At 53.8% G+C, this 19,533-nt stretch carries 16 protein-coding genes and 1 tRNA gene; 8 read left to right on the forward strand and 9 right to left on the reverse strand.

Annotated features, from left to right (window positions below; genetic code table 11):
• Nucleotides 1–47: 47 nt before the first annotated feature.
• Entirely contained in the window at nucleotides 48–1,046 is a 999-nt protein-coding gene (locus BEQ56_08405; protein AOH43495.1) for a hypothetical protein, read from the reverse strand.
• Nucleotides 1,047–1,518: 472 nt separating this feature from the next.
• On the opposite strand from BEQ56_08405, the gene BEQ56_08410 reads away from it, so the two are divergent.
• Both BEQ56_08410 and BEQ56_08415 read left to right on the forward strand, forming a co-directional pair.
• Entirely contained in the window at nucleotides 1,519–3,426 is a 1,908-nt protein-coding gene (locus tag BEQ56_08410; protein AOH43496.1) for a B12-binding domain-containing radical SAM protein, read from the forward strand.
• Nucleotides 3,423–4,064 (forward strand): hypothetical protein, encoded by a 642-nt coding sequence (locus BEQ56_08415; protein AOH43497.1) that lies wholly within the window; start codon nucleotides 3,423–3,425, stop codon nucleotides 4,062–4,064. Before BEQ56_08410 ends, BEQ56_08415 begins: the two co-directional genes overlap by 4 nt.
• Nucleotides 4,065–4,228: 164 nt before the next feature.
• Here the strand turns inward: BEQ56_08415 and BEQ56_08420 are convergent, their stop codons facing one another.
• The 4 genes from BEQ56_08420 to BEQ56_08435 form a co-directional block, all read right to left on the reverse strand.
• The gene (locus BEQ56_08420; protein ID AOH43498.1) at nucleotides 4,229–4,927 is read right to left on the reverse strand and encodes a hypothetical protein; all 699 of its coding nucleotides are present in this window, start codon (nucleotides 4,925–4,927) and stop codon (nucleotides 4,229–4,231) included.
• A 450-nt stretch (nucleotides 4,928–5,377) separates the two neighbouring features.
• Nucleotides 5,378–6,298, reverse strand: coding sequence for a protein-export membrane protein SecF (locus BEQ56_08425; GenBank protein AOH44471.1), 921 nt, complete (start codon nucleotides 6,296–6,298; stop codon nucleotides 5,378–5,380).
• Between the two features lie 19 nt (nucleotides 6,299–6,317).
• On the reverse strand, nucleotides 6,318–7,751 hold the full coding sequence (locus BEQ56_08430) for a protein-export membrane protein SecD (protein AOH43499.1): 1,434 nt from the start codon (nucleotides 7,749–7,751) through the stop codon (nucleotides 6,318–6,320).
• Between the two features lie 173 nt (nucleotides 7,752–7,924).
• On the reverse strand, nucleotides 7,925–8,671 hold the full coding sequence (locus BEQ56_08435) for a hypothetical protein (protein ID AOH43500.1): 747 nt from the start codon (nucleotides 8,669–8,671) through the stop codon (nucleotides 7,925–7,927).
• 552 nt (nucleotides 8,672–9,223) lie between these two features.
• Between BEQ56_08435 and BEQ56_08440 the strand changes: the two genes are divergently transcribed.
• Complete coding sequence (locus BEQ56_08440; protein ID AOH43501.1) at nucleotides 9,224–9,571, forward strand: hypothetical protein; 348 nt, start codon at nucleotides 9,224–9,226, stop codon at nucleotides 9,569–9,571.
• Between the two features lie 439 nt (nucleotides 9,572–10,010).
• Nucleotides 10,011–10,088, forward strand: a tRNA-Pro gene (locus BEQ56_08445).
• 166 nt (nucleotides 10,089–10,254) lie between these two features.
• Here BEQ56_08445 and BEQ56_08450 read toward each other — a convergent pair.
• Nucleotides 10,255–10,446: a hypothetical protein gene (locus BEQ56_08450; GenBank protein ID AOH43502.1), complete on the reverse strand. Its 192-nt coding sequence runs from the start codon at nucleotides 10,444–10,446 to the stop codon at nucleotides 10,255–10,257.
• Between BEQ56_08450 and BEQ56_08455 the strand changes: the two genes are divergently transcribed.
• The 3 genes from BEQ56_08455 to BEQ56_08465 all read left to right on the forward strand — a co-directional run bounded on the left by BEQ56_08455 (nucleotide 10,447) and on the right by BEQ56_08465 (nucleotide 13,399).
• Entirely contained in the window at nucleotides 10,447–11,808 is a 1,362-nt protein-coding gene (locus BEQ56_08455) for a hydrolase (GenBank protein AOH43503.1), read from the forward strand.
• An 83-nt stretch (nucleotides 11,809–11,891) separates the two neighbouring features.
• Entirely contained in the window at nucleotides 11,892–12,548 is a 657-nt protein-coding gene (locus BEQ56_08460; GenBank protein ID AOH43504.1) for a hypothetical protein, read from the forward strand.
• Complete coding sequence (locus BEQ56_08465; GenBank protein ID AOH43505.1) at nucleotides 12,545–13,399, forward strand: hypothetical protein; 855 nt, start codon at nucleotides 12,545–12,547, stop codon at nucleotides 13,397–13,399. Before BEQ56_08460 ends, BEQ56_08465 begins: the two co-directional genes overlap by 4 nt.
• Before the next feature lie 44 nt (nucleotides 13,400–13,443).
• Here the strand turns inward: BEQ56_08465 and BEQ56_08470 are convergent, their stop codons facing one another.
• From BEQ56_08470 to BEQ56_08480, 3 genes are all read right to left on the reverse strand, one after another.
• Nucleotides 13,444–13,743, reverse strand: coding sequence for a hypothetical protein (locus BEQ56_08470; protein AOH43506.1), 300 nt, complete (start codon nucleotides 13,741–13,743; stop codon nucleotides 13,444–13,446).
• A gap of 26 nt (nucleotides 13,744–13,769) precedes the next feature.
• Entirely contained in the window at nucleotides 13,770–14,312 is a 543-nt protein-coding gene (locus tag BEQ56_08475) for a GNAT family N-acetyltransferase (GenBank protein AOH43507.1), read from the reverse strand.
• A 90-nt stretch (nucleotides 14,313–14,402) separates the two neighbouring features.
• Nucleotides 14,403–15,539, reverse strand: coding sequence for a hypothetical protein (locus BEQ56_08480; GenBank protein AOH43508.1), 1,137 nt, complete (start codon nucleotides 15,537–15,539; stop codon nucleotides 14,403–14,405).
• Nucleotides 15,540–15,936: 397 nt separating this feature from the next.
• Between BEQ56_08480 and BEQ56_08485 the strand changes: the two genes are divergently transcribed.
• Complete coding sequence (locus tag BEQ56_08485) at nucleotides 15,937–19,326, forward strand: hypothetical protein (protein AOH43509.1); 3,390 nt, start codon at nucleotides 15,937–15,939, stop codon at nucleotides 19,324–19,326.
• Nucleotides 19,327–19,533 lie beyond the last annotated feature (207 nt).

A 19,533-nucleotide genomic window follows, 5' to 3' on the forward strand; every position in this document is an offset into this window, starting at 1 on the left:
ACAATCGCAGCCGACTGTTTTTTTCTGGTTGTCCATCGACGCATTGTTCAAGCCGTCGTCCGCACGATCAGCTCCATCGGCAGATTCACGATCTGCGGAATGGTTTCCGGCGCGCTGAGCTTTTTCTTGAGAAGCTCGACCGCCAGGCTGCCGCTGTGGCCCAGATGCTGTCGGATGGTTGTCAGTCCAAAATACTCGGACAGTTCAATATCATCAAACCCAACGATCGCCAGATCGTCAGGAATCCGCACGCCGCATTCCCGCGCCGCGCGGCAGATCCCAATCGCCTGATCGTCGGAAAGCGCGAAAATCGCCTCCGGGAAATCGCCGCTTTTAAAAACCTCCAGGAAGCGGTAGTACGCGCTGTAAACCTTACAGGGGACATCGTAATCGTAACGCGGATCGACCCGGTACCCATATTCGTTCAACGCTTCTAAATAACCGCGCCGCCGTTTTTCGTTCGGATAAACGCTGTAATCGAACTGAGTCCATTCGCCCACAACGCCGAACTTCCGCCGCCCGCTCTCCCGAAGCAGGTTCCCAGCCAGCTTCCCGCCGGCAACATCATCGATTACGATACAGTTCACCGCTGTCGAAGCAAATTCAATAAACGTCGCCTGGACCTCATGCGACAGGATTTTTTCGATTTGAGCCGGTTCAAGCGGGATCGAAAGGAGAATCAGCCCATCCAGACCGCGAATCGGAAGCGAATTAAGAAAACGGTCAAACTGAACCTTTGACCCAACCGAAAAAACCTGCAGCTCATAATTCAGATCCCCCTGCAGCGCTGTCGTAATCCCACGCAGCCGGTGAACAAACGAGCTGTCAGTAAATCGCGGGGCGCAGACGCAAATCCGCATCACGCCCGAACTGTTGCGCAGCCGCGCCTCGACCAGCGGCTTATACCCCAACGCCTTGATCGTCTGCTCCACGAGCTCCCGCGTGTCGGGGTTCACCATCTCCGGCTTATTCAGGACGCGCGAGATCGTCGTCGTGCTGACGCCGGCAATTCGTGATACGTCGTAAATAGTTGGCGCCTTCCCCATCTTGCCTGTCCCCGCTGCGCTCCGCTGATTCATCAAAAGATCTGATCATCTGACAAATTATCAATAGCCATTCTAAATATATGACACAAGTTTCAATGAAACTGTTTTCATAACTAAATTTACTGCTTTGGAACCATTCCGTCAATAGATTCAGCACCGGATTAAACGAAATCAGGAGCTTCATCATAGATATCCCTGCCATTTGTAATATAAAGAAATTCCGCCGAATAAATCACAAACGCGAATCCGCTTTTGTAAAAACCGCGCGCAGTTCTTAATATTTCAGCAACTTCGCGGTAAATTTACAAACAGTTCTGACGTCAAATCTTTTCCTGTTCCCCGCCTGAATATTCATATTTTTCGCTATAATTCAGCCGGCCCGTGCCGTTCGCGAAGTCCGCTCGGACCGGGCGTTTACCGAAATAAGAATGATCCGTCGGCCGATGGATCTGACCCTGAAGGAACCGCATTTTTGAAACCAATCGATATCGAAAAAAACTTAGACCGATTCCTCCTCACGATCGAAAAACCGGGACGTTACGTTGGCGGCGAATATAACTCCGTCCGAAAAAACCCGGGCGAAGTCCAAACGCGCGTCGCCCTCGCCTTCCCCGACATCTACGATCTCGGCGTCCCGAATTTGGGGCTGGCGATCTTCTACGACCAGCTCAACCGCGATCCGGAAATCTGGGCGGAACGCGTCTACGCCCCATGGATCGATATGGAAGCCGAAATGCGCGCGCGCGGGATCCCGCTCTACACGCTCGAAAGTAAAACGCCGATTGCCGAGCTCGACGTCATCGGCTTCACGCTTCCCTATGAATCGCTCTGCACGAACCTGCTGAACATGCTCGATTTGGCCGGACTCCCGATCCAAAGCGCAGATCGCGGCGACGGCGACCCTTTGATTATCGCCGGGGGTCACGCGACCTTCAATCCGGAACCGATGGCGCCGTTTATCGACGCTTTCGTGATCGGCGAGGGCGAAGAAGCTTTCCCGGACGTTATCCGCGTTTATCAGATCTGGAAATCGAGCGGCGCTCCCCGCGGCGCGCTGCTTGAACGGCTATCCGAAATCCCGGGTGTCTATGTCCCGGCTTTTTTTGAGCCCGAATACAACGCCGACGGAACCCTCGCCGCGATGATCCCCGCCAACGACCGCCTTCCGAAACGGATCCGGAAGCGGATCGTTCCGATCCTCCCGCTCCCACCGGAGCATTTCGTCGTCCCATCGATCGACGTGATCCAGAACCGCGTCGCCGTCGAGATCATGCGTGGCTGCTCGCGCGGCTGCCGCTTCTGCCATGCGGGGTTCGTAACCCGTCCCGTCCGCGAACGCAGCGTCGACGAAGTCCTGAACGCGATCGACCGGGCGCTGGACGAAACCGGATACGAAGAAGTCGCCCTCCTGTCTCTCTCTTCGTCCGACTACACGCAAATTCAGGAGCTCGTCAACCGACTCCGCGATACCTACGTCGAACGCAAACTGAATATCGCGCTTCCTTCGCTTCGAATCGAATCGCTTTCGGTAGAAATCTTCGAACGGCTCCGCGGCGGACGCGCCGGCGGGTTTACCCTCGCGCCGGAAGCCGCTTCCGATAACGTCCGCTCGATTATCAATAAGCCTATCAGCCAGGAGCAACTCCTCGATACCGTCGACGTTATCTTCACGCGCGGCTACCAGACGATCAAGCTGTACTTCATGATCGGGCTCCCCGGCGAAACGATCGAGGACGTCGAAGCCATCGCAGAAACATGCCTGAAAGTGATCAAGATTGGACGGCGTGTCCACGGGAAACGGTCGCAGCTGAACGTCGGCGTCTCCACTTTCGTTCCCAAGCCGCATACGCCGTTCGAATGGGCGCCCGTTGATAACCCGGAAAATATCCGTGCGAAACAGGCCGTGCTGCGGGAAAAACTGCGTACGCCCGGCATAAAAGTCAGCTGGTCCGATCCAAACGCAACCTTCTTCGAAGCCTGGATGTCGCGCGGAGACCGGCGGCTGGCGGAGGTCATCTACGAAGCCTGGCGGAACGGCGCGAAATTTGACGCCTGGCAGGATCATTTCAAGCTTGACGTCTGGCTCGCCGCCTTTGAAGCCAACGGGCTTGACCCACTCTTCTATTCGTCTCGCCTCCGCGAAGCCGACGAAGTCTTCCCCTGGGACCATATCGACGCAGGAATCACGAAACGAACGCTCCGCCGCGAATACGAACGCAGCCAACGGTTCGAGCTCCAGCCCGACTGCCGGACCGGGTGCTACGGCTGCGGCGTGAATCAGGCGTTCAGCTCGATGCAGCCGGATGCCGCCAACCCGCGGAAATGGTTCTGTCCCGTAATCGGCAGGCCCGCCGCCGAACCTGTCGGAGAAGCGCTATGATCCGATATCGGATTACCTTTTCGAAATTCGGCCCCCTCCGATACATCTCGCACCTGGAGCTTCAGCGTGTCTGGAGCCGCGTACTCCTGCGCGCGAAAATCCCGTTGACCTATACGCAGGGCTTCCACCCTACAATTAAAATGGGGGTTGCCTGGCCGCTTCCGTTGGGCTGGACCGGCGAGGCTGAACTGATCGACTTCTGGTTCGAGTACCCAACCGAACGCGGCGAAAACCCTTTGCCCGAAGAACTTCAGGACCGGATCGATCGCGCCGCCCCGGACGGACTCCGCGCCACAGGGCTACGAACGCTCGAACCGTATGGACATGCGCTGACGACCGTTATCGACACGGCGGATTACCTCGTTGAGATCGACGGCGACGCCCCATCAGACCTCAGCGCGCGAATCGAAGAACTCCTCGCACGTCCGACGATTGAACGGATGCGGCGAAAACGCGCTTATGACCTGCGCCCGCTGATCGAAACGATCGAGCCGACCGGTCCGGCTTCGTTCCGAACACGAATGGCCGCGCGCGATTCCGCGATGGGACGGCCTGACGAGCTGCTCGACGAGCTGCGCGTCCGTCCGGGGAACGCCGCGTATACGCGGCTGAAATTCAACCTTCTTCCCGGCGAGTAGACCCCGGTTCCGCCTCACGTGACCGTGAGACAAGGGGCCAGTTGTCAAAGTAAATCGGGCCTGGTGACAAAAAGTTGAACTGTGGAGTCCAATAAATCATGAAGCATACAAGAAAGCAAATATACGCAAGTCCCTTTGCCAACTGCCCGATTCTTTTCAAAAGCTCAGTTATCCATCAATGCGCCAGGGTCGAGTTTATACCCGACCATGCGCTCGGTCAGGATGATTTTCGGTTTTGAAGGATCTTTTTCGAGCGCTTTACGGAGCCATTGAATATGGACCTCGAGCGTGCGCATGTCTTCAGTAAAGTCGGTTTCCCAGACGCTTCGGAAAATATCACAGCGCTGGATAACCTGGCCCTGCTGTTCAAGAAAGAGCTCAAGAATTTTCGAAAGAATCGGCGTCAATCCGGTAACTCTTCCGTTCATGGAGACGGCGCGGCTTTTTGGATTGTAGATCAACCGGCCGATTCGCCTTGCGTTCGGATCAGTCAGCGAAAGGACCAAGTTGATCTGATTCAAGAGAGATTGAATTTTAAACGGAAGGGTCATGACGACATCGGCCTTTTTGGAGATTTTCTTATCTTTCAAGGTATCGTCGATGATCAGGATGACGCGGAGCGTGGGGGCGGTTTGCTTGATGCGGTAGATGATCCGGTTGCTGACCGTTCGCAGTGACGCAGCGTCTATCAGGATCAGAATCGGATCCACTTCTTCTATCTTCTGAATTGCCGCCGATCCGGTCGCCGCGATTTCTACGTCGAAACCCTTTTGGATCAGGCTCAGAAAAAAGGAAGGATGGTTTGTCTGTTTCCCTTCGATCAGGACAATTTTCCCGGGATGTTTTGTTTTTCGATCCGTCATTAGCGTTTTGCACCCTGTAATCGTCAGGACCTGTCTCGCGCGTCCGTTTTTTCTTCTGAGCTGGGATTGAGGACCGGTTCCATAGCAAATTTAAGCACGAAGTCAGTATGTTCGCCGAGATCGACCGTGCCGATGATACCTTCACGGCGAACGTCCCGCTAAAAAAATCAATTAATTTTTAAATTATACATCCTATCGATAAATCTACAAAGTCCAAGCGAGATTTAACGAAAAAGGATGCGCCTCTAAAACAATTGTACTTGAAGCTTGGCCAGCTGTATATAGGGATTTTGGGTTAAATCGATTTGAGGCGGAAAATGGGGCGATCCAATAATCGGATCGATCGTGGCAGATTATGTCCATATTGTTCGAAAAATTAATTATCAAACCCCCGAAGACCATTGAGCCTTCGGGGGTTTGATAATTAATAAGCGCAATTTATGGAGCGGATCAGGCTTCGGCCCGTTTTCCGCCCTTTCCCCAACTCTTCCAATCCTCTTTTTCCCAGACGACGAGAAGCGGCGCAGCGATAAAGATCGATGAATACGTACCCATCAGCAGGCCGACGAGCAGGATAATCGAGAAATCACGGAGCGAAGCGCCGCCAAGGAGCGCCAGCGCCAGGAGCATGAACTCGGACGTCATCAGCTGCGTATTGATCGAGCGTTCGAGCGTCTGAACGATCGAATGATTCACGAGCGTTTCGTAGTCGATCCCGCGTAGCAGCCGCGTATTTTCGCGGATGCGGTCGAATACGACGATTTTATCCTGCACCGAGAAACCGATCACGGTCAGCAGCGCCGTCAGCGTCAGCGACGTAAACTGCCAGCCCCAGAATTGCCCGAGCGCGGCGAGCGAAAGCACGATCAGAATGTCATGAACCATCGCCATCACAGCGCAGATCCCATAACGGAAGCTGTTCGGAATCGTTCGGAACGCGAACCAGATGTAGAGAATGACGGCGATCGCGGCGGCGAGGACAGCTAATCCTGCGCGCCCGGTGACTTCCTGCCCAATCGACGGCCCAACCGTGCTGACCGAGAATTGCAGCGCGTCCGGGTCCTGATTGTATTTTTCAGCGATGAAGTCCGTATAAGCTTCGATCTGATCGGTATCGAGCGCCGGCGCGCGGACGATTGCGTTCGTGTCGCCGGAGTTAACGACGGTTCCGTCGATCCCATATTCAATCGTCGCCGCTTCGAGTTCTTCCCGTTCCGGACGGGTTCCCTCGGCGAAGCTGAGCTCCATTAAGGTTCCGCCGGTAAAATCGATCCCCATCGGCAGGCCTTTGACCGCAAGAACGATTAATCCGGGCAGGATCAACAGCAATGAGAAGGCGAAAAACCAATAGCGTTTAGAGAGAATGTCGATTTTCATGTTTTACCTCCTCTTAGAGTCCAAATACTTTTGTCTTGACGTCCGCTTCGTCTTTCACCGAACGCGTGAAATAATACAGGAGCGTTCTCGTGACCAGATAACTCGAAAGAAGTGAGATGACTACGCCGATCATCAGCGAAACGGCGAAGCCCTTAACAACGGTCGCCCCGAACGAAGAACCGAAATAGAAAAGAATTGCAGCGGTGATCAACGTCGCGATATTCGAATCACGGATCGAACTCCAGGCCTTTGTCCAACACATTGAGGCGGCATGCTGAACCGATCGTCCGTCGCGGAGTTCCTCTTTCAACCGTTCGAACATGAGAATATTCGAGTCGAACGCTGAACCGGTCGTCAGCAGGAAGCCGGCGATACCCGCGAGTGAGAGGGTAACCGGGATCAGTTTATAAACCGCGAGCGTTACCAGACCATAAAAAACGATCGTCAGGATTGCGACAAGGCCGGGCAGACGATAGTAAATCAGCATGAATAAACAGGCGATCGCTAAACCGATCAATCCAGCGATCAGGCTTTTTCGCAGCGAATCTTCGCCGAGCGACGCGCCGATCATCTTGTATTCGACGATTTTCAGCGGGACCGGAAGCGCGCCGTATTTGAGCTGAACGGCTAAGGCGTTAGCGGAGTCAATCGTAAAATTGCCGGTGATCATGCCGGCGCCGTCGGTAATCGCCGAATTGATTCGCGGACTGGAGATGACTTTCCCGTCAAGGACGATTGTCAGGAAACGATTGATATTATTCGTCGTAAAGTCGCCGAAAATTTTCGCGCCCTCGTCTTTGAGCTCGAAAGTTACGACCGGAGTCGTCGCGTTCATCATCTCGACACCGACGGTTTTGATATCCGAACCTGTCAGGACCGTATGATAAATTGTTTCATTTTCGTCCGCTTCTTCGACTTCGGTTTCCGTGGTTTCGTTCATCATTTTGTCCGCAGAACCCGTTTCTTCTTCGGAAGTTTCGTCCGTCTCAGCGTTCATATCCGCGGCTTTATCGGCCGCAGCTGTGATATCGGTCTTAATCGGGTCGCCCTCGTTGAACGCCTTATCACCGGTATCAACGAATTCGAGAAGCCCGGTTCCCTTGAGCGTCCCGAGAACTTCGTCGGTATCGGTAACGCCCGGGAATTCAGCGATAATTCGCGAATCGCCGGCGATCTGGAAAACGACTTCACTGACGCCGAGGCCGTTGCTTCGGTTTTCGAGAATCGTGCGTGCGGTTTCCATCTGTTCAGCGCTGACGGCGACGCCGGGTTCGACGTCGGCTTCAAGTAAGACTTGCATCCCGCCTTGAAGATCTAACCCGAGATAAAGGTTTCCGGTCCGTTCCAGCCTCCCGATTTTCAATCCTTTTTCGCGGGGAATATCAATAAATACAGCCAAAGCCGCGATGACGAGGATGATGACGAGGTTTACAATGGGTTTCTTCATATTGTTCCTTGCTTTCTCCTTGGTTTTGCTTGCCCCTTGCTCCGAATGAACGAAATGGGCAACACAAGCACATATTATACATCAATTCATATGATTTACGCTGAAATTCTTCCGGAATCCACTTGAAGGCGGAGGATTCGGATAAGGACGGCGGTCCAGCCGGACGGAGGAAACTAATTATCGAGGTCGTCGACGTATTCGAGCGCGAACGGAATCTGGTAGTAGACTTTGCGCGTTTGCGGAACGACGCCGGGTTCGGATGAACAGATTTGGAAAACGACGACGGTCATGTCCTGCCGCGGACGATTTTCGTCAAGATGAATCGCCTGATAAAGGATCAGGTTAGCGATCTCCTGCGCGGACGGATTGTAATTATCTTCCAGGATGGATAGCAGGTGCAACGAGACATCCCATTCATAACCGCCGCTACTGCCGGCCTGAAAGACGCCGTCAGAGGCCGCAATCAGGATTGTTCCGGGCGCGATTCTGATTTCATTAATAGTCGGACTTTGATGCGCGGCGGCGCCGAGCGGAAGCGAATCGTTGCTCCATTCATGAATGTCTTCGTTCCGATAGATGTAAATCGGGTGGGGATTATTGCGGCTGACGACGATCGTCTCGGTGCTCAGGTCAAGCGACATCAGGACGACCTCAGCCTGCCCCTTTCCCATGAAGAGCGTATAAAGATGATCCGAAGCGGCGCGCAGCGCGACGCTGTCGCGAACGCCGTCGAAGATGGAATCGCTGATTTTCTTGGAGCATTGATTGGAAACGCGTTTGTCCGGTACGCCATTGAGCTGTCCATCGCTCAGGATCGCGGAATAACCGCTTCCACGCGGACGTTCGATAAGCTCGAACGTTTCGCTGTTCTCTACTCGGCCATATTGGGCGATTTTAGCGATGCCGACTTTTAGCTCCATACTTGCTAATTGTACACGAAAATTTGTGATTCGGTTTTAAATTTGTCTGTTCTTTAGCCTGTTTTGAAAAATGTGTGAGTTGTCAAAGTAAATGCAATCAGGGCCGAATCTGCCGCCGGTCGGCTGGCCTGTCTACAAGTGATCTGATGTAGACAGGCCAGCCGACCAACCGCATACAGATGGATGAAGCATTATGACGCTACGCAAGAATCTCTGCGAGATTTCTGACATAGACCTGAAAGTCATCCGAATCAGTATACATGAGGAAAAGCTCAAGCTGATTCATAACATGCGAAAACGAAATCCTCATACCAGATTCGTCGTATTCTGGGTGAAACTGCGCCAGACGAGGATATATCCGAACCATTACTGGCCTGTATCGCATCCTCCGCAAAGCAGAGAAATGGCCAACAAGGTGAAGAATCCAAAGTATGTCCCTAAAACGTACGAGCAGATACTATATCCGGGGCAACGCGTTCAAATTGACATTAAGCACAACTCTGCTGCTTGCCTTGTTTCCAATTTGATCGGAAGTAAAGAGTACCGATATCGATGGATATTCTCGTTTCCGCTACGTTGAGGGCTTTGACGAGTACCTTTTCCTCTGCTATCTTCCAGGAGAATACGCTTAAAACCCTCAAATTCAAGGTTGAATGCGTTCAAACCGATAACGGTTCCGAATTCACAAACCGATTTACCTCTAATCGCGATCGTCCCACACTGTTTGAGCAGCTGCTTAAACAGCGTGGCATCCAACACAAGCTCATTCGCCCTTATAACCCAAGGCACAACGGTAAGGCTGAACGCTCTCATCGCAAAGATAATGAGTGCTTTTATGCAACTCAACGTTTCAAATGGTTAACGGATTTTAAGAAACAATTGAAGGTTCACAATCGCTGATATAACAATTTCCCCACGAGCCCACTCAACTGGCTCTCCCCTCTTAGTATCTTAAGATTCTTCTTTCAAACTTGCAACATACAATTGATAAACAACCATTATTCTAAACAAGTAAGCCTGTCAATTATGAGGAAACTCACATATTTTTCCACCTGCTTGCTCCTGAGGTTCTGGCGTGAACTACCACTGTATTCAGATTTTGGTCCTGACAGAATTTTCGCAAGAGCCGGCGTCATGAAGACAAGGGGCCTGATCGCTACGTCCACGACAGAGCTGATGCGCAAAATGAAAAGAATCGGATTGATCGAGAGCACAGCGGGGAGACGCAAATACCGATTCACTGAACCGGCAAGCTGATATCGAACCGCGCGCAAAAATCACGCATTTCGCGCTGACCTTTGCAATTTCCCCGAAATCGCATATAATTCATCACGTTGTTCGGGGCGTGGCTCAGCCCGGATAGAGTGCACGGTTCGGGTCCGTGAGGTCGGCGGTTCAAATCCGCCCGCCCCGACAAAATAAAAATCCCGATATAGATTCCGCAATTGCGGAATTTATTATTTTCCGCAGCTCCCGCTCAACCGTCCTCATTACATCAGGATCAATGTCATTGAATCGACATGCTTTTCATCCGTTGTCGGCCGTTGATTGTTTGGCAATCCAGCGCTTATGTTAAAATCAACTTATCGGAGGTCGGTAAATGAAAAATCGGCGTTGGCAGCCTGCCATCGAAAAGCGCCCCGAGCGGATTCAGGATCTGGCAAACGCCGTAATCCCATTTTCAAAATCGAACGCCATTCCTGAATCTCTTTGACGGAACCGTTTGCGGCAACATCAGCAAAAGAAAGCGTAAGTATTTCAAGGAGGATTCCCATATGCTAATCTATAACGCAACCCTCGTGACCTGGGAGACAGAAAACCGGGTGATTCCCAACTACGCAGTCCGGATCGACGGAAAAACGATCCGCGAAATCGGATCATCCGCCGAGCTGCTCGCGAAGTATCCGTCCGAAGAAAAAATCGACGCCGAAGAAAAAATCGTCATGCCGGGTCAAATCTGCGCCCATACGCATTTTTACGGCGCATTCTCCCGCGGCATGGCGATCCCCGGACGACCCGCTAAGGATTTTCCGGAAATTCTCAATAACCTGTGGTATAAGCTTGACCGCGCGCTCGACCCGGAAAGCGTCCGGCTTTCCGCCGAGTTGCTGACAGTAAACGCCGTCCGGAACGGCTGTACCGCCCTCTTCGATCACCATGCCTCGCCCGACGCAATCGACGGTTCGCTTGACGTTATTGAAGACGTTATCGATAAAAGCGGGATCCGCGCCGCTTTATGCTACGAAGTGACCGATCGGAACGGGAAAGACGGCGCGAAAGCCGGAATCCGCGAAAACGTCCGCTTCCTGACCAGGCTCAAGAACGGCGGGGACCTCGACGGACGTCTCGGCGGCTTATTCGGAATCCATGCCTGCCTGAGCGTCGACGACGATACGCTGGCGGACTGCGCCGCGTCGAACCCCGGAGATTTCGGCTTCCATATCCACGTCGGCGAATCGCAGGAAGACGAATGGGACAGCCTGTATCGAACCGGAAAGCGCTGTATCCAGCGCCTGTACGATAACGGGATCCTTAACGAAAAAACGATCATCGCCCACGCCGTCCATGTCGACGTCGCTGAAATGGAGATGATCCGCGAAAAGAAATGCTGGGTGTCGCATCAGCCTCGATCCAACATGAACAACGCGGTCGGCGCGGCGCAGGTTGAATCGATGATGCGGATGGGGATTCCGGTCTGCCTCGGGAACGACGGGTTTACGTTCGACATGTGGAGTGAATGGAAAACGGCGTACTATCTTCAGAAAGTCGTCCATCGCGATCCGCGCCGCATGGGCGGATACGACGTCCAGCAGATGGGGATTTATAATAACGCGGCGCTCGCGGGTCAGGCGTTCGGTTTCGGCGAATCGTTCGGAAAGCTCGTCCCCGGCGCGCCAGCCGACCTGATCTTCGTCGATTTCCATCCGTTCACCGCGTTCAGCGCCGGAAATATCCCCTGGCATATTATTTTCGGCATGAGTGAAAGCATGATTACCGATACGATCGTCGCGGGAAAATTCCTGATGAAGAATCGTGAACTGACGACGCTCGACGAGAAAGAAATCGTCGCGCGCGCACTGCGAAAATATCCGCAGGTCTGGGAGAAATTCAACCGCCTCCATGAGGCGGCCGCTTAGAAATACGCTTACTTCGACTGGACTTGGCGATTTATTACCCCTCCGATATCTCGTCAAGTCCTTTTTTTATCAGGCCCTTTCGCATGCAGCTGCCCGATCCAACGTCCCCATCGCTCCCGATCATCGCCGTTCTTCTCGCGGCCGGAAAAGGCGCCCGCTTTACCGCGCCGGCGCATAAACTGACCATTCCGATCGACGGCGTCCCGATCGTTCGCAGAACCGCGCTGAACTGCCTGACCGCCGATTTCGCCGCCGTCGTCGCCGTTACCGGCGCGAATTCTGAAACGATCCTGCCGCTCCTTCAGGACCTCCAGCTCCACGTCGTTTTTAATCCAGACTGGGAATCCGGCCAGTTCAGCTCTCTCCTCGCCGGGCTGAAAGCGGCGCGAACGGTCGGCGCGGGCGATCGCTTCGCCGCCTGCTTCGTCCTGGCCGACCAGCCGTTCGTCCGCGCAGCTACATATAACGACCTGATCCGCGCCGCGCGTGAGAACCCGACGAAAATTATCGTCCCGCGCTTTAAAGAAAAACGCGGGAATCCGACCGTTTTCCCGGAACGGTTCTTTCCCGAAATGCTGTCCGCGCCGATCGACGACAGCGGCGGGCGCAGGTGGCTCACCGAAGAGAATATCCGCTTCCTGGACGTAGACGACCCCGGCGTCCTGAAAGATATCGACCGGGTATCGGATTTACCCGGGAACGCGCCTGAATCGCGGCGCGGCGATATAATTAGCGCATGAAATCATTCCTTAAATTAGAACCTTTCGCGAACGGTTATCAGGCGGTTAATTTATCGCCGAACGCCGCGCTGTCTAACGCCGAGGCTCAGCTTCGCACCCCCGACGGCGCGTATACGACGTTTCGAACGTACGATAAATACTTTGTCCTCAACCTCAGGCAGCATTTCGATCGAATCGAGGAAACGGCAGCGCTGACCGGGAAGTCCGTCCGGCTGAACCGGGCCGCGCTCCAGTCCGAAATCTGCGCGGCGTTGGAAGAAACGCCGTCGCCCGAGGCGCGGATCCGCCTGTCGCTCGACCTGTCCGTAAACCTTGGGGAGATCTATCTCTCGGTCGAACCATTCGCGCCGCGCCCGGCGAACCTGTATCAGTCCGGCGTCGAAACCGCGACCGTCCGCATGAGCCGAACCAATCCGCGCGCAAAACTGAGCCGCTTTTTAGGGCAGGCGGACGCCGTCCGACGAAGCGAAAAGAAAAACGTCGAGGAATACCTGATGATCAGCGACGACCGGGAGATTCTCGAAGGGCTGAGCTCGAATTTTTACGCGATCCTGCGAGGTGAATTATTTACCGCAGACGAGGGCGTTTTAGCCGGGACGACCCGAAAATTCATCCTCGACCTTGCCGCCGCGGGAAACGTCCCTGTCCGGCTCCGGCCTATCTCCGTTTTTGAGCTGAACCGCGTCGACGAAGCCTTCCTTTCGAGTACAAGCCGGTCGATCCTTCCGGTTCGAAAAATCGATCGCTGGACGATCGGAAACGGCGCCGTTGGTCCCATCACTGCGAAACTCATGAAAGCGTTCGACGCCGAAATCCGGAAAAATCTCTCCGACCTGCGAATCGCGGAATAAAAAAACAGGGCGGCGCGATAAATACCCGACCGCCCCGACCCTGATCAATTCGATCGCGGCTCTTCCCCATCGAGCTCAATATCGTCCGGATCGATAAAATCCTCGTCCGAATCTTCCGCGGGAACCTCCTCGTCGTCGATCAGGATCGCCTCCGCTTTTGCGGCGTCCTCTCTCCGGACCGCGATCCCGATCTCTCCTAAAATCCCGAACGATAACGCGTTCATCGAGCCATAACTTTCGCGGACGCGGATCGCCTGAATCCCGGCCTCTTCCAGCCTGGCGATCACGACGACCGCCTCCGCCTCGTTCGCCGCCCAGTATATCACCTCATTTTTTTCTGCCATGTTTCCAGTTCCTTATTTGACCAGATTTATTTATACCCGGTCCATTCCTCTTTCGTAAGACAACTTACATAATCCGTCCGCTTTTCGTTCAGAAGCGGAACGGCTGCATCCTCCAGCGTATACTGATACCTGAAGCCGACCTTCTCCTGAACCCGCTTTGATTTCGCGTTCCCCTCGAAATAACCGCACCAGACTTTATTCATCCCGAGATCTTCAAACGCATGTCGGAGAATTTCGCGCGCGGCCTCCGGTACTAATCCCCGTCCCCAAAACGGCTTCCCGATCCAGTACCCCAGTTCGCACTCGTCTTCGCTTTTCACTGCGTTCGTCCTTCCGTTCAACTTCAGCTCGATCGCTCCGATCGCCCTGTTTTCCGGCTTCAGGCAGATCGCGTACGCCTCAGCAGCGCAAAAAACGGTCCGGATAACGTTCCGGCTCTCTTCGATACTCTGATGGGGCGGCCATCCAGCCGCCGGTCCCACAGCGGGATCGCTGGCGTATTGATATAAATCTTCCGCGTCGCTTTCTTCCCAGCGGCGCAGAATTAATCTTTTCGTTTCCAATATCACGGGCCCTATCCACTTCTTCTGAAAGAAACAATCATTATTATTCTTTCCGTAAATAAAGACATCACGATCTTGACAGCCGGTCCTTTTCAGTCATTTTCCCGCCCTGATTTTCCTTTCAATCGTCAGAACCTTTTTCTGAATTTTATCCAGCTTCTGCGCCTTTGACCATTCGCCGGCAACGGAATCCGAGCGGATATCCGCGATCAGCTCTGCATACAGCGCCAGCGCCGCCGGATAATCCCGCTTTTCCTTCGCCAACAGCACGGCAGCATTCTCCAGCCCTTCGACGTTCCCCGCCCGCCCGATCCGCAGGTAAATTTCCAGCGCATCGTCGATTCGCCCCGCACGCTTTAATCCGGCGGCGATCCGTTTCAGCTCCGCGTCGCTGTACCGTCCTGGAGAAAGAATAAAATCCTTTCCCACGCTCGCCAGATCCGCCAGCGCCATTGCGCTCCGATACGCGAACGAATCCAACCGATACCGCGATTCCAGCTCGTCGTCGCCCGCCTCGGACGCGCACATCTCGCTCATCAGCAGCATGAACGCCGATAAGCTCGCGACATCCATGCGGTTATGATAAGACACCCCGCCCATCAGCGTCAAATCGCCGTCACGGAGAAAATCCCGGTACAGGTCCGGCGCCATATCGCCGGGGATCTCCTCTTCGCCGCGAACGAAACCTAAAATTTCTTCTTCAACGTTCCGCAGCCGACAGCCATGAAGCCGTTTTTTCCAGAAGCGCCGGACCGGATATAGCAGGTCGAAATGAGCCAGGCCGTCGAAAGCGTGAGGAAGGAAATGAACCTTCTCCCGCGCATGGATCATCGGAACGTCAAACGATTTCCCGTTATACGTTACGAACGCGTCGAAACGCTCGACCGTCGCGCGGACCGCTTCGAGAAACGCTCTTTCGCCGCTCAGGTCCGGAAGAATAAACTGATCGACGACCAGACCGTCCGGGACGAAATAACTCAACCCAATCATGAAAACGAACCCGGCCGAATCGAACGATAACCCGCTCGTCTCGGTATCCATCGCGACAAATCCATATTTCCCAATATCGCGATCGTTCGTCAGGACTGCGTCCAGGCGCGGACTACGGCGAAATGGGGCCGAAAGCGGCGCCGTTCCGATCCGACCCGAAAGCGGAAAATGAGAACGGACGTTGAAAACCTCGCCATATCGGTTTTCGGAAACGATCGCGTCCGGGAACTTCGTTTTCAGCATGGCGACTGCATCAGCCGTTTTTCGCACGGTCCGTGACCCGCAGCTCGGAAACCCTTTCGTGACGCCCAGACCCGCCAATCTCTCTAAAATATCGCTCATGCACAAATTATAGCTGACGCCGAACGCAAAATAAATTTCTAAGCTTTATCCTGTTTCCGTCAGTCGTGCAGATCCAAATCCCTTCCAAGGCTTCGGGATACCGTGCAAATGCGCGGCGTTCATCGACTTATTTATGACATCTCATGGCTACGCGCATGAACAGAGCTTATTTTCCTAACTAAAGGCAATCGTCCGTAATGATTCAATTCGTTGTACAAATAAGAAGCTTGTCACATGAACCCCGCCATGATACACTTTTTTTCCTGAAGGTTCGTCAGGAAGAAATGGAGATCACAATATGAAACGCTTAACTCTTAAACTGTCAGCGCTGCTCTTAGCGGCATTCCTGGTTCTCAGCCTGACCATCTCCGCCAACGCGGAAAGCGTCGAAGCGCTCGTGACCGGAATTCAGAAATATGGAAATCTGGAGCTCGACCTGAAAGGGTCAGATTTCCTGAGCACGGGCTTCGCATACGGAGACGTCGTCACCGTGACGCTGAACGGCACGGAGTACGAAATGCCGGTCGTTTCGAACTACTCCGACGTCGACAACGGTTCAATGCTCTGCCGCGTCGTCATCAAAGAGGAGACAAACGAAGACGCAATGCTGCTCGCGATTAATATGGGTGATTTAGCGACGACGTCCGGAATCGCGGTCAAGAATAAAATCGAAGCCGACCCGGGTTTTGAATGGATCTATAACGAAGGCGTCGAACAGCCGGTCAAAGTCACCATTGACATGAAAGAAGCGGGGGCATATCATGAGCAGTACTTGATTCACCAACTGTCCCGCAGCGAAGAACGCGAAAGCTATCCAGATCTGAGCGACGAAGAATTCGCGAACTTCCGCATGATTTCGACCACCGGTATCGGTTACGGAACGCTGTACCGCTCCTCGTCACCCGTCAATCCGGAAATTTCCCGGAACGCTTACGCGGACGCCGCGATCGAGGCGGCAGGCATTAAAACGGTCGTCAACCTCGCCGACAGCGAGGAAACGATGAAAGCGTATGAAGGGTTCGACGACAGCTACTACGCAAAGCTGAATATCATCGGCCTGAACCTCGGCGTAGATTTCACTGCCGCTGAATTCAAGGAAGGTCTCGCCGCCGGACTGCGGCATATCGCTGCGAATGAAGGGCCCTACCTCCTGCATTGCACTGAAGGCAAAGATCGGGCTGGATTCACTTCCGCCATTATCGAAGCTTTCATGGGCGCAACCCTGGATGAAATCATCGATGATTACATGACCACCTTCCATAACTATTACGGCGTCGAAAAAGGCAGCGAACAGTATGAAGCCATTGTCAACAGCAACATCATCAAAGTGCTGCAAACCGCATTCGACGTTGAAGACATATCAGCCGTTGACCTCGCCGCGGAAGCTGAAGAATATCTCAAAACGGAGCTTGGCTTAACCGACCATCCCGAAGAGAAAAAGCGAAACTGCTGGCTGCCGCGTGAAGAATATCTCAAAATTGAGCCTGGCTTAACCAATGGCGAAATCGCCGCACTGCGCGAGAAACTCGCCCTTCCGGCTGTCGAGGGTCATGTTGTCAACATTCAGAAATACGGGCATATGGATCTCGACATCAAGGGAAGCGACTTCCTGAAAGCTTATGACTATGGGGACATCGTCTCGGTTTCAGTTAACGGGAAAACCTACGATATGCCCGTCTGCAACAGTTATACAGATGTCGACGCTGGAGAATACCTCGTTCGCGTCGTGATCGATCCGGAAAAAGAACGCGACTTCATCTCGCTGTGCATCAACTACGGTCAATTTGCTGCCGACGCTGGAGTCGCGACGGGCGCTAAAGATGCCGACGGGAATACCGTCTTCACGTACAATGAGGGCATCGAAGAGCCGGTCGGCGCCGCAATTTCGCTGCGCGAAAAAGGCGGTTATTATACCGAGTGGTTCAGCCGTCAGGTGACCATGCAGTACGAACGCGATGCATATCCCGATTTATCGGATGCGGAATTCGCGAATTTCCGTGAAATCACGACCGCCGGGATCGCGCCGAAAACCGTTTACCGTTCGTCTTCGCCGGTCAACGAGGACATCTCGCGAAACCTTTTCGCGGACGCGGCGGCCAGGGAAGCCGGAATTAAATCCGTTATCAACCTCGCCGACAGCCAGGAATCAATGGAGGCTTACCCGACGTGGGCGGAAAGCTATTACGGGACACTGAATATTATCCCGCTGAACCTGACCGTCAACGTTTTGGGCGATGAATTCAAAGCCGGTCTCGCGGAAGGCGTCCGATTCATTGCGGAAAATGAAGGTCCGTTCCTGGTGCACTGCAACGAAGGGAAAGACCGCGCAGGTTTCTTCTCCGCTGTGATTGAAGCGCTGATGGGCGCGCCCGCGGACGAAATCGTCGCCGATTACATGACAACCTACGCCAATTATTACGGCGTCGAACCGGGAACGGAAAAATACGACGCAATCGTCCGCAGCAACATCGCCAAAACGCTGGCGTCCTCGTTCGAAATCGAGGATATCGCCGATCCCGACGTCGATCTCGCGGCGGAAGCGGAAGAATACTGCCTTGAAATAGGGCTGACCGCGGACGAAATCGCGGCAATCAAAGAAAAACTCCAGGCGCCCAGCCTTTCCACCGTCGCCCCGTCCGTAGAAGAGATCGATAAATACGGAGACGTCCGTTTGTCCGTGACTTCCGGAGAGATCAGGGACCTCGGGATCGAATATGCGGATTATGTGCATGTCGCGTTTTCAGGTCAGGTCTTAAAGCTGCCGGTCGTCCCCGATTACCGTTACGTTGAAGCGAAGGGAAGCGCTTTGGTCGTCTGGGAAGACGACGCAAAGCCCGTCGAGCTGGAGATTTTCAACGGCAGCTTCGCGGCTACATACGGGTTAGCCGACAAAACGACCAACGAGGATAAAACCTATTTCTGGAACGCCCGGGAAGGCGTTGAATTCCCGATAAAAGTGACCGTGTCGCAGGGCGAAAAAGGGGGGTACGCCGGTCAATATCTCTTATACGACCTGAATCGGACGAACGAGCGCGGCGATTACGCGGCGCTTACCGACAAGGAATTCGCGAATTTCCGCGCCGTGACGACAACCGGAATGGGAGAAAACGTCTTATACCGCGCCTCCTCGCCCGTCAATCCTAAAATCGGACGCAGCGCATTCGCCGACGCAGCTGTAAAAGAGGCGGAAATTAAGACGATCATGAACCAGGCCGACAACGAGGAATCAGCGAACGCGTATGAAGGTTTCGCCGATACGTATACGGCTTCGCAGAACGTAATCTACCTTGCGCTCGGCGCAGACATGGCTTCAGATCAGAACCGGACGGGATTCGCCGAAGGACTTCGCTTCTTTATCGCAAACGACGGCCCATACCTGATTCATTGCAACGAAGGTCAGGACCGAACCGGATTCAGCGTCGCGATTCTGGAATGCCTGATGGGCGCGTCCGAGGAAGAAGTCGTTGCCGATTATATGAAGACTTTTGAGAATTTTTACGGCGTGGAAAAAGGTTCAGAGCAATACAACGCCATTTCAAACAACATCGTCAAAAACCTCAAATCCGCCTTCGCGGTCAACAGTCTCGACGGGCTGGACCTCGCGGATGCCGCTGAGACCTACCTGCGGGGAATCGGGCTGAGCGACGACGAAATTACCGCGTTGAAAGAGAAGCTAAGCGCGAAATAAATCGCCGGGAATCCCGACGTCAGAGAGGCTCGATGGAGTACGTACCTTCGGGCCTCTTTTTTGTCCCAGCTCGATTTCTTCGTTTTACGGACTGAATAAAGATACCCGCTGTCCGCCGCTGTTCCGGAGAATCCAAAATCATGATACAATAATCCCAGACACTGTCAACGAATCTACCCTCAACGACGCCGTACCGGCCTCCATATG

This window comes from Anaerolineaceae bacterium oral taxon 439 (assembly GCA_001717545.1).
Classification (GTDB): domain Bacteria; phylum Chloroflexota; class Anaerolineae; order Anaerolineales; family Anaerolineaceae; genus Flexilinea.

Coding starts and splice junctions, on each gene's coding strand:
- BEQ56_08405 (AOH43495.1), bottom strand. CDS start 1,046: ATGGGGAAGGCGCCAACTATTTACGACGTATCACGAATTGCCGGCGTC.
- BEQ56_08435 (AOH43500.1), bottom strand. CDS start 8,671: ATGGAGCTAAAAGTCGGCATCGCTAAAATCGCCCAATATGGCCGAGTA.
- BEQ56_08485 (AOH43509.1), top strand. CDS start 15,937: ATGAAACGCTTAACTCTTAAACTGTCAGCGCTGCTCTTAGCGGCATTC.
- BEQ56_08455 (AOH43503.1), top strand. CDS start 10,447: ATGCTAATCTATAACGCAACCCTCGTGACCTGGGAGACAGAAAACCGG.
- BEQ56_08440 (AOH43501.1), top strand. CDS start 9,224: ATGGATATTCTCGTTTCCGCTACGTTGAGGGCTTTGACGAGTACCTTT.
- BEQ56_08450 (AOH43502.1), bottom strand. CDS start 10,446: ATGGGAATCCTCCTTGAAATACTTACGCTTTCTTTTGCTGATGTTGCC.
- BEQ56_08470 (AOH43506.1), bottom strand. CDS start 13,743: ATGGCAGAAAAAAATGAGGTGATATACTGGGCGGCGAACGAGGCGGAG.
- BEQ56_08415 (AOH43497.1), top strand. CDS start 3,423: ATGATCCGATATCGGATTACCTTTTCGAAATTCGGCCCCCTCCGATAC.
- BEQ56_08430 (AOH43499.1), bottom strand. CDS start 7,751: ATGAAGAAACCCATTGTAAACCTCGTCATCATCCTCGTCATCGCGGCT.
- BEQ56_08420 (AOH43498.1), bottom strand. CDS start 4,927: ATGACGGATCGAAAAACAAAACATCCCGGGAAAATTGTCCTGATCGAA.
- BEQ56_08460 (AOH43504.1), top strand. CDS start 11,892: ATGCAGCTGCCCGATCCAACGTCCCCATCGCTCCCGATCATCGCCGTT.
- BEQ56_08480 (AOH43508.1), bottom strand. CDS start 15,539: ATGCTGAAAACGAAGTTCCCGGACGCGATCGTTTCCGAAAACCGATAT.
- BEQ56_08465 (AOH43505.1), top strand. CDS start 12,545: ATGAAATCATTCCTTAAATTAGAACCTTTCGCGAACGGTTATCAGGCG.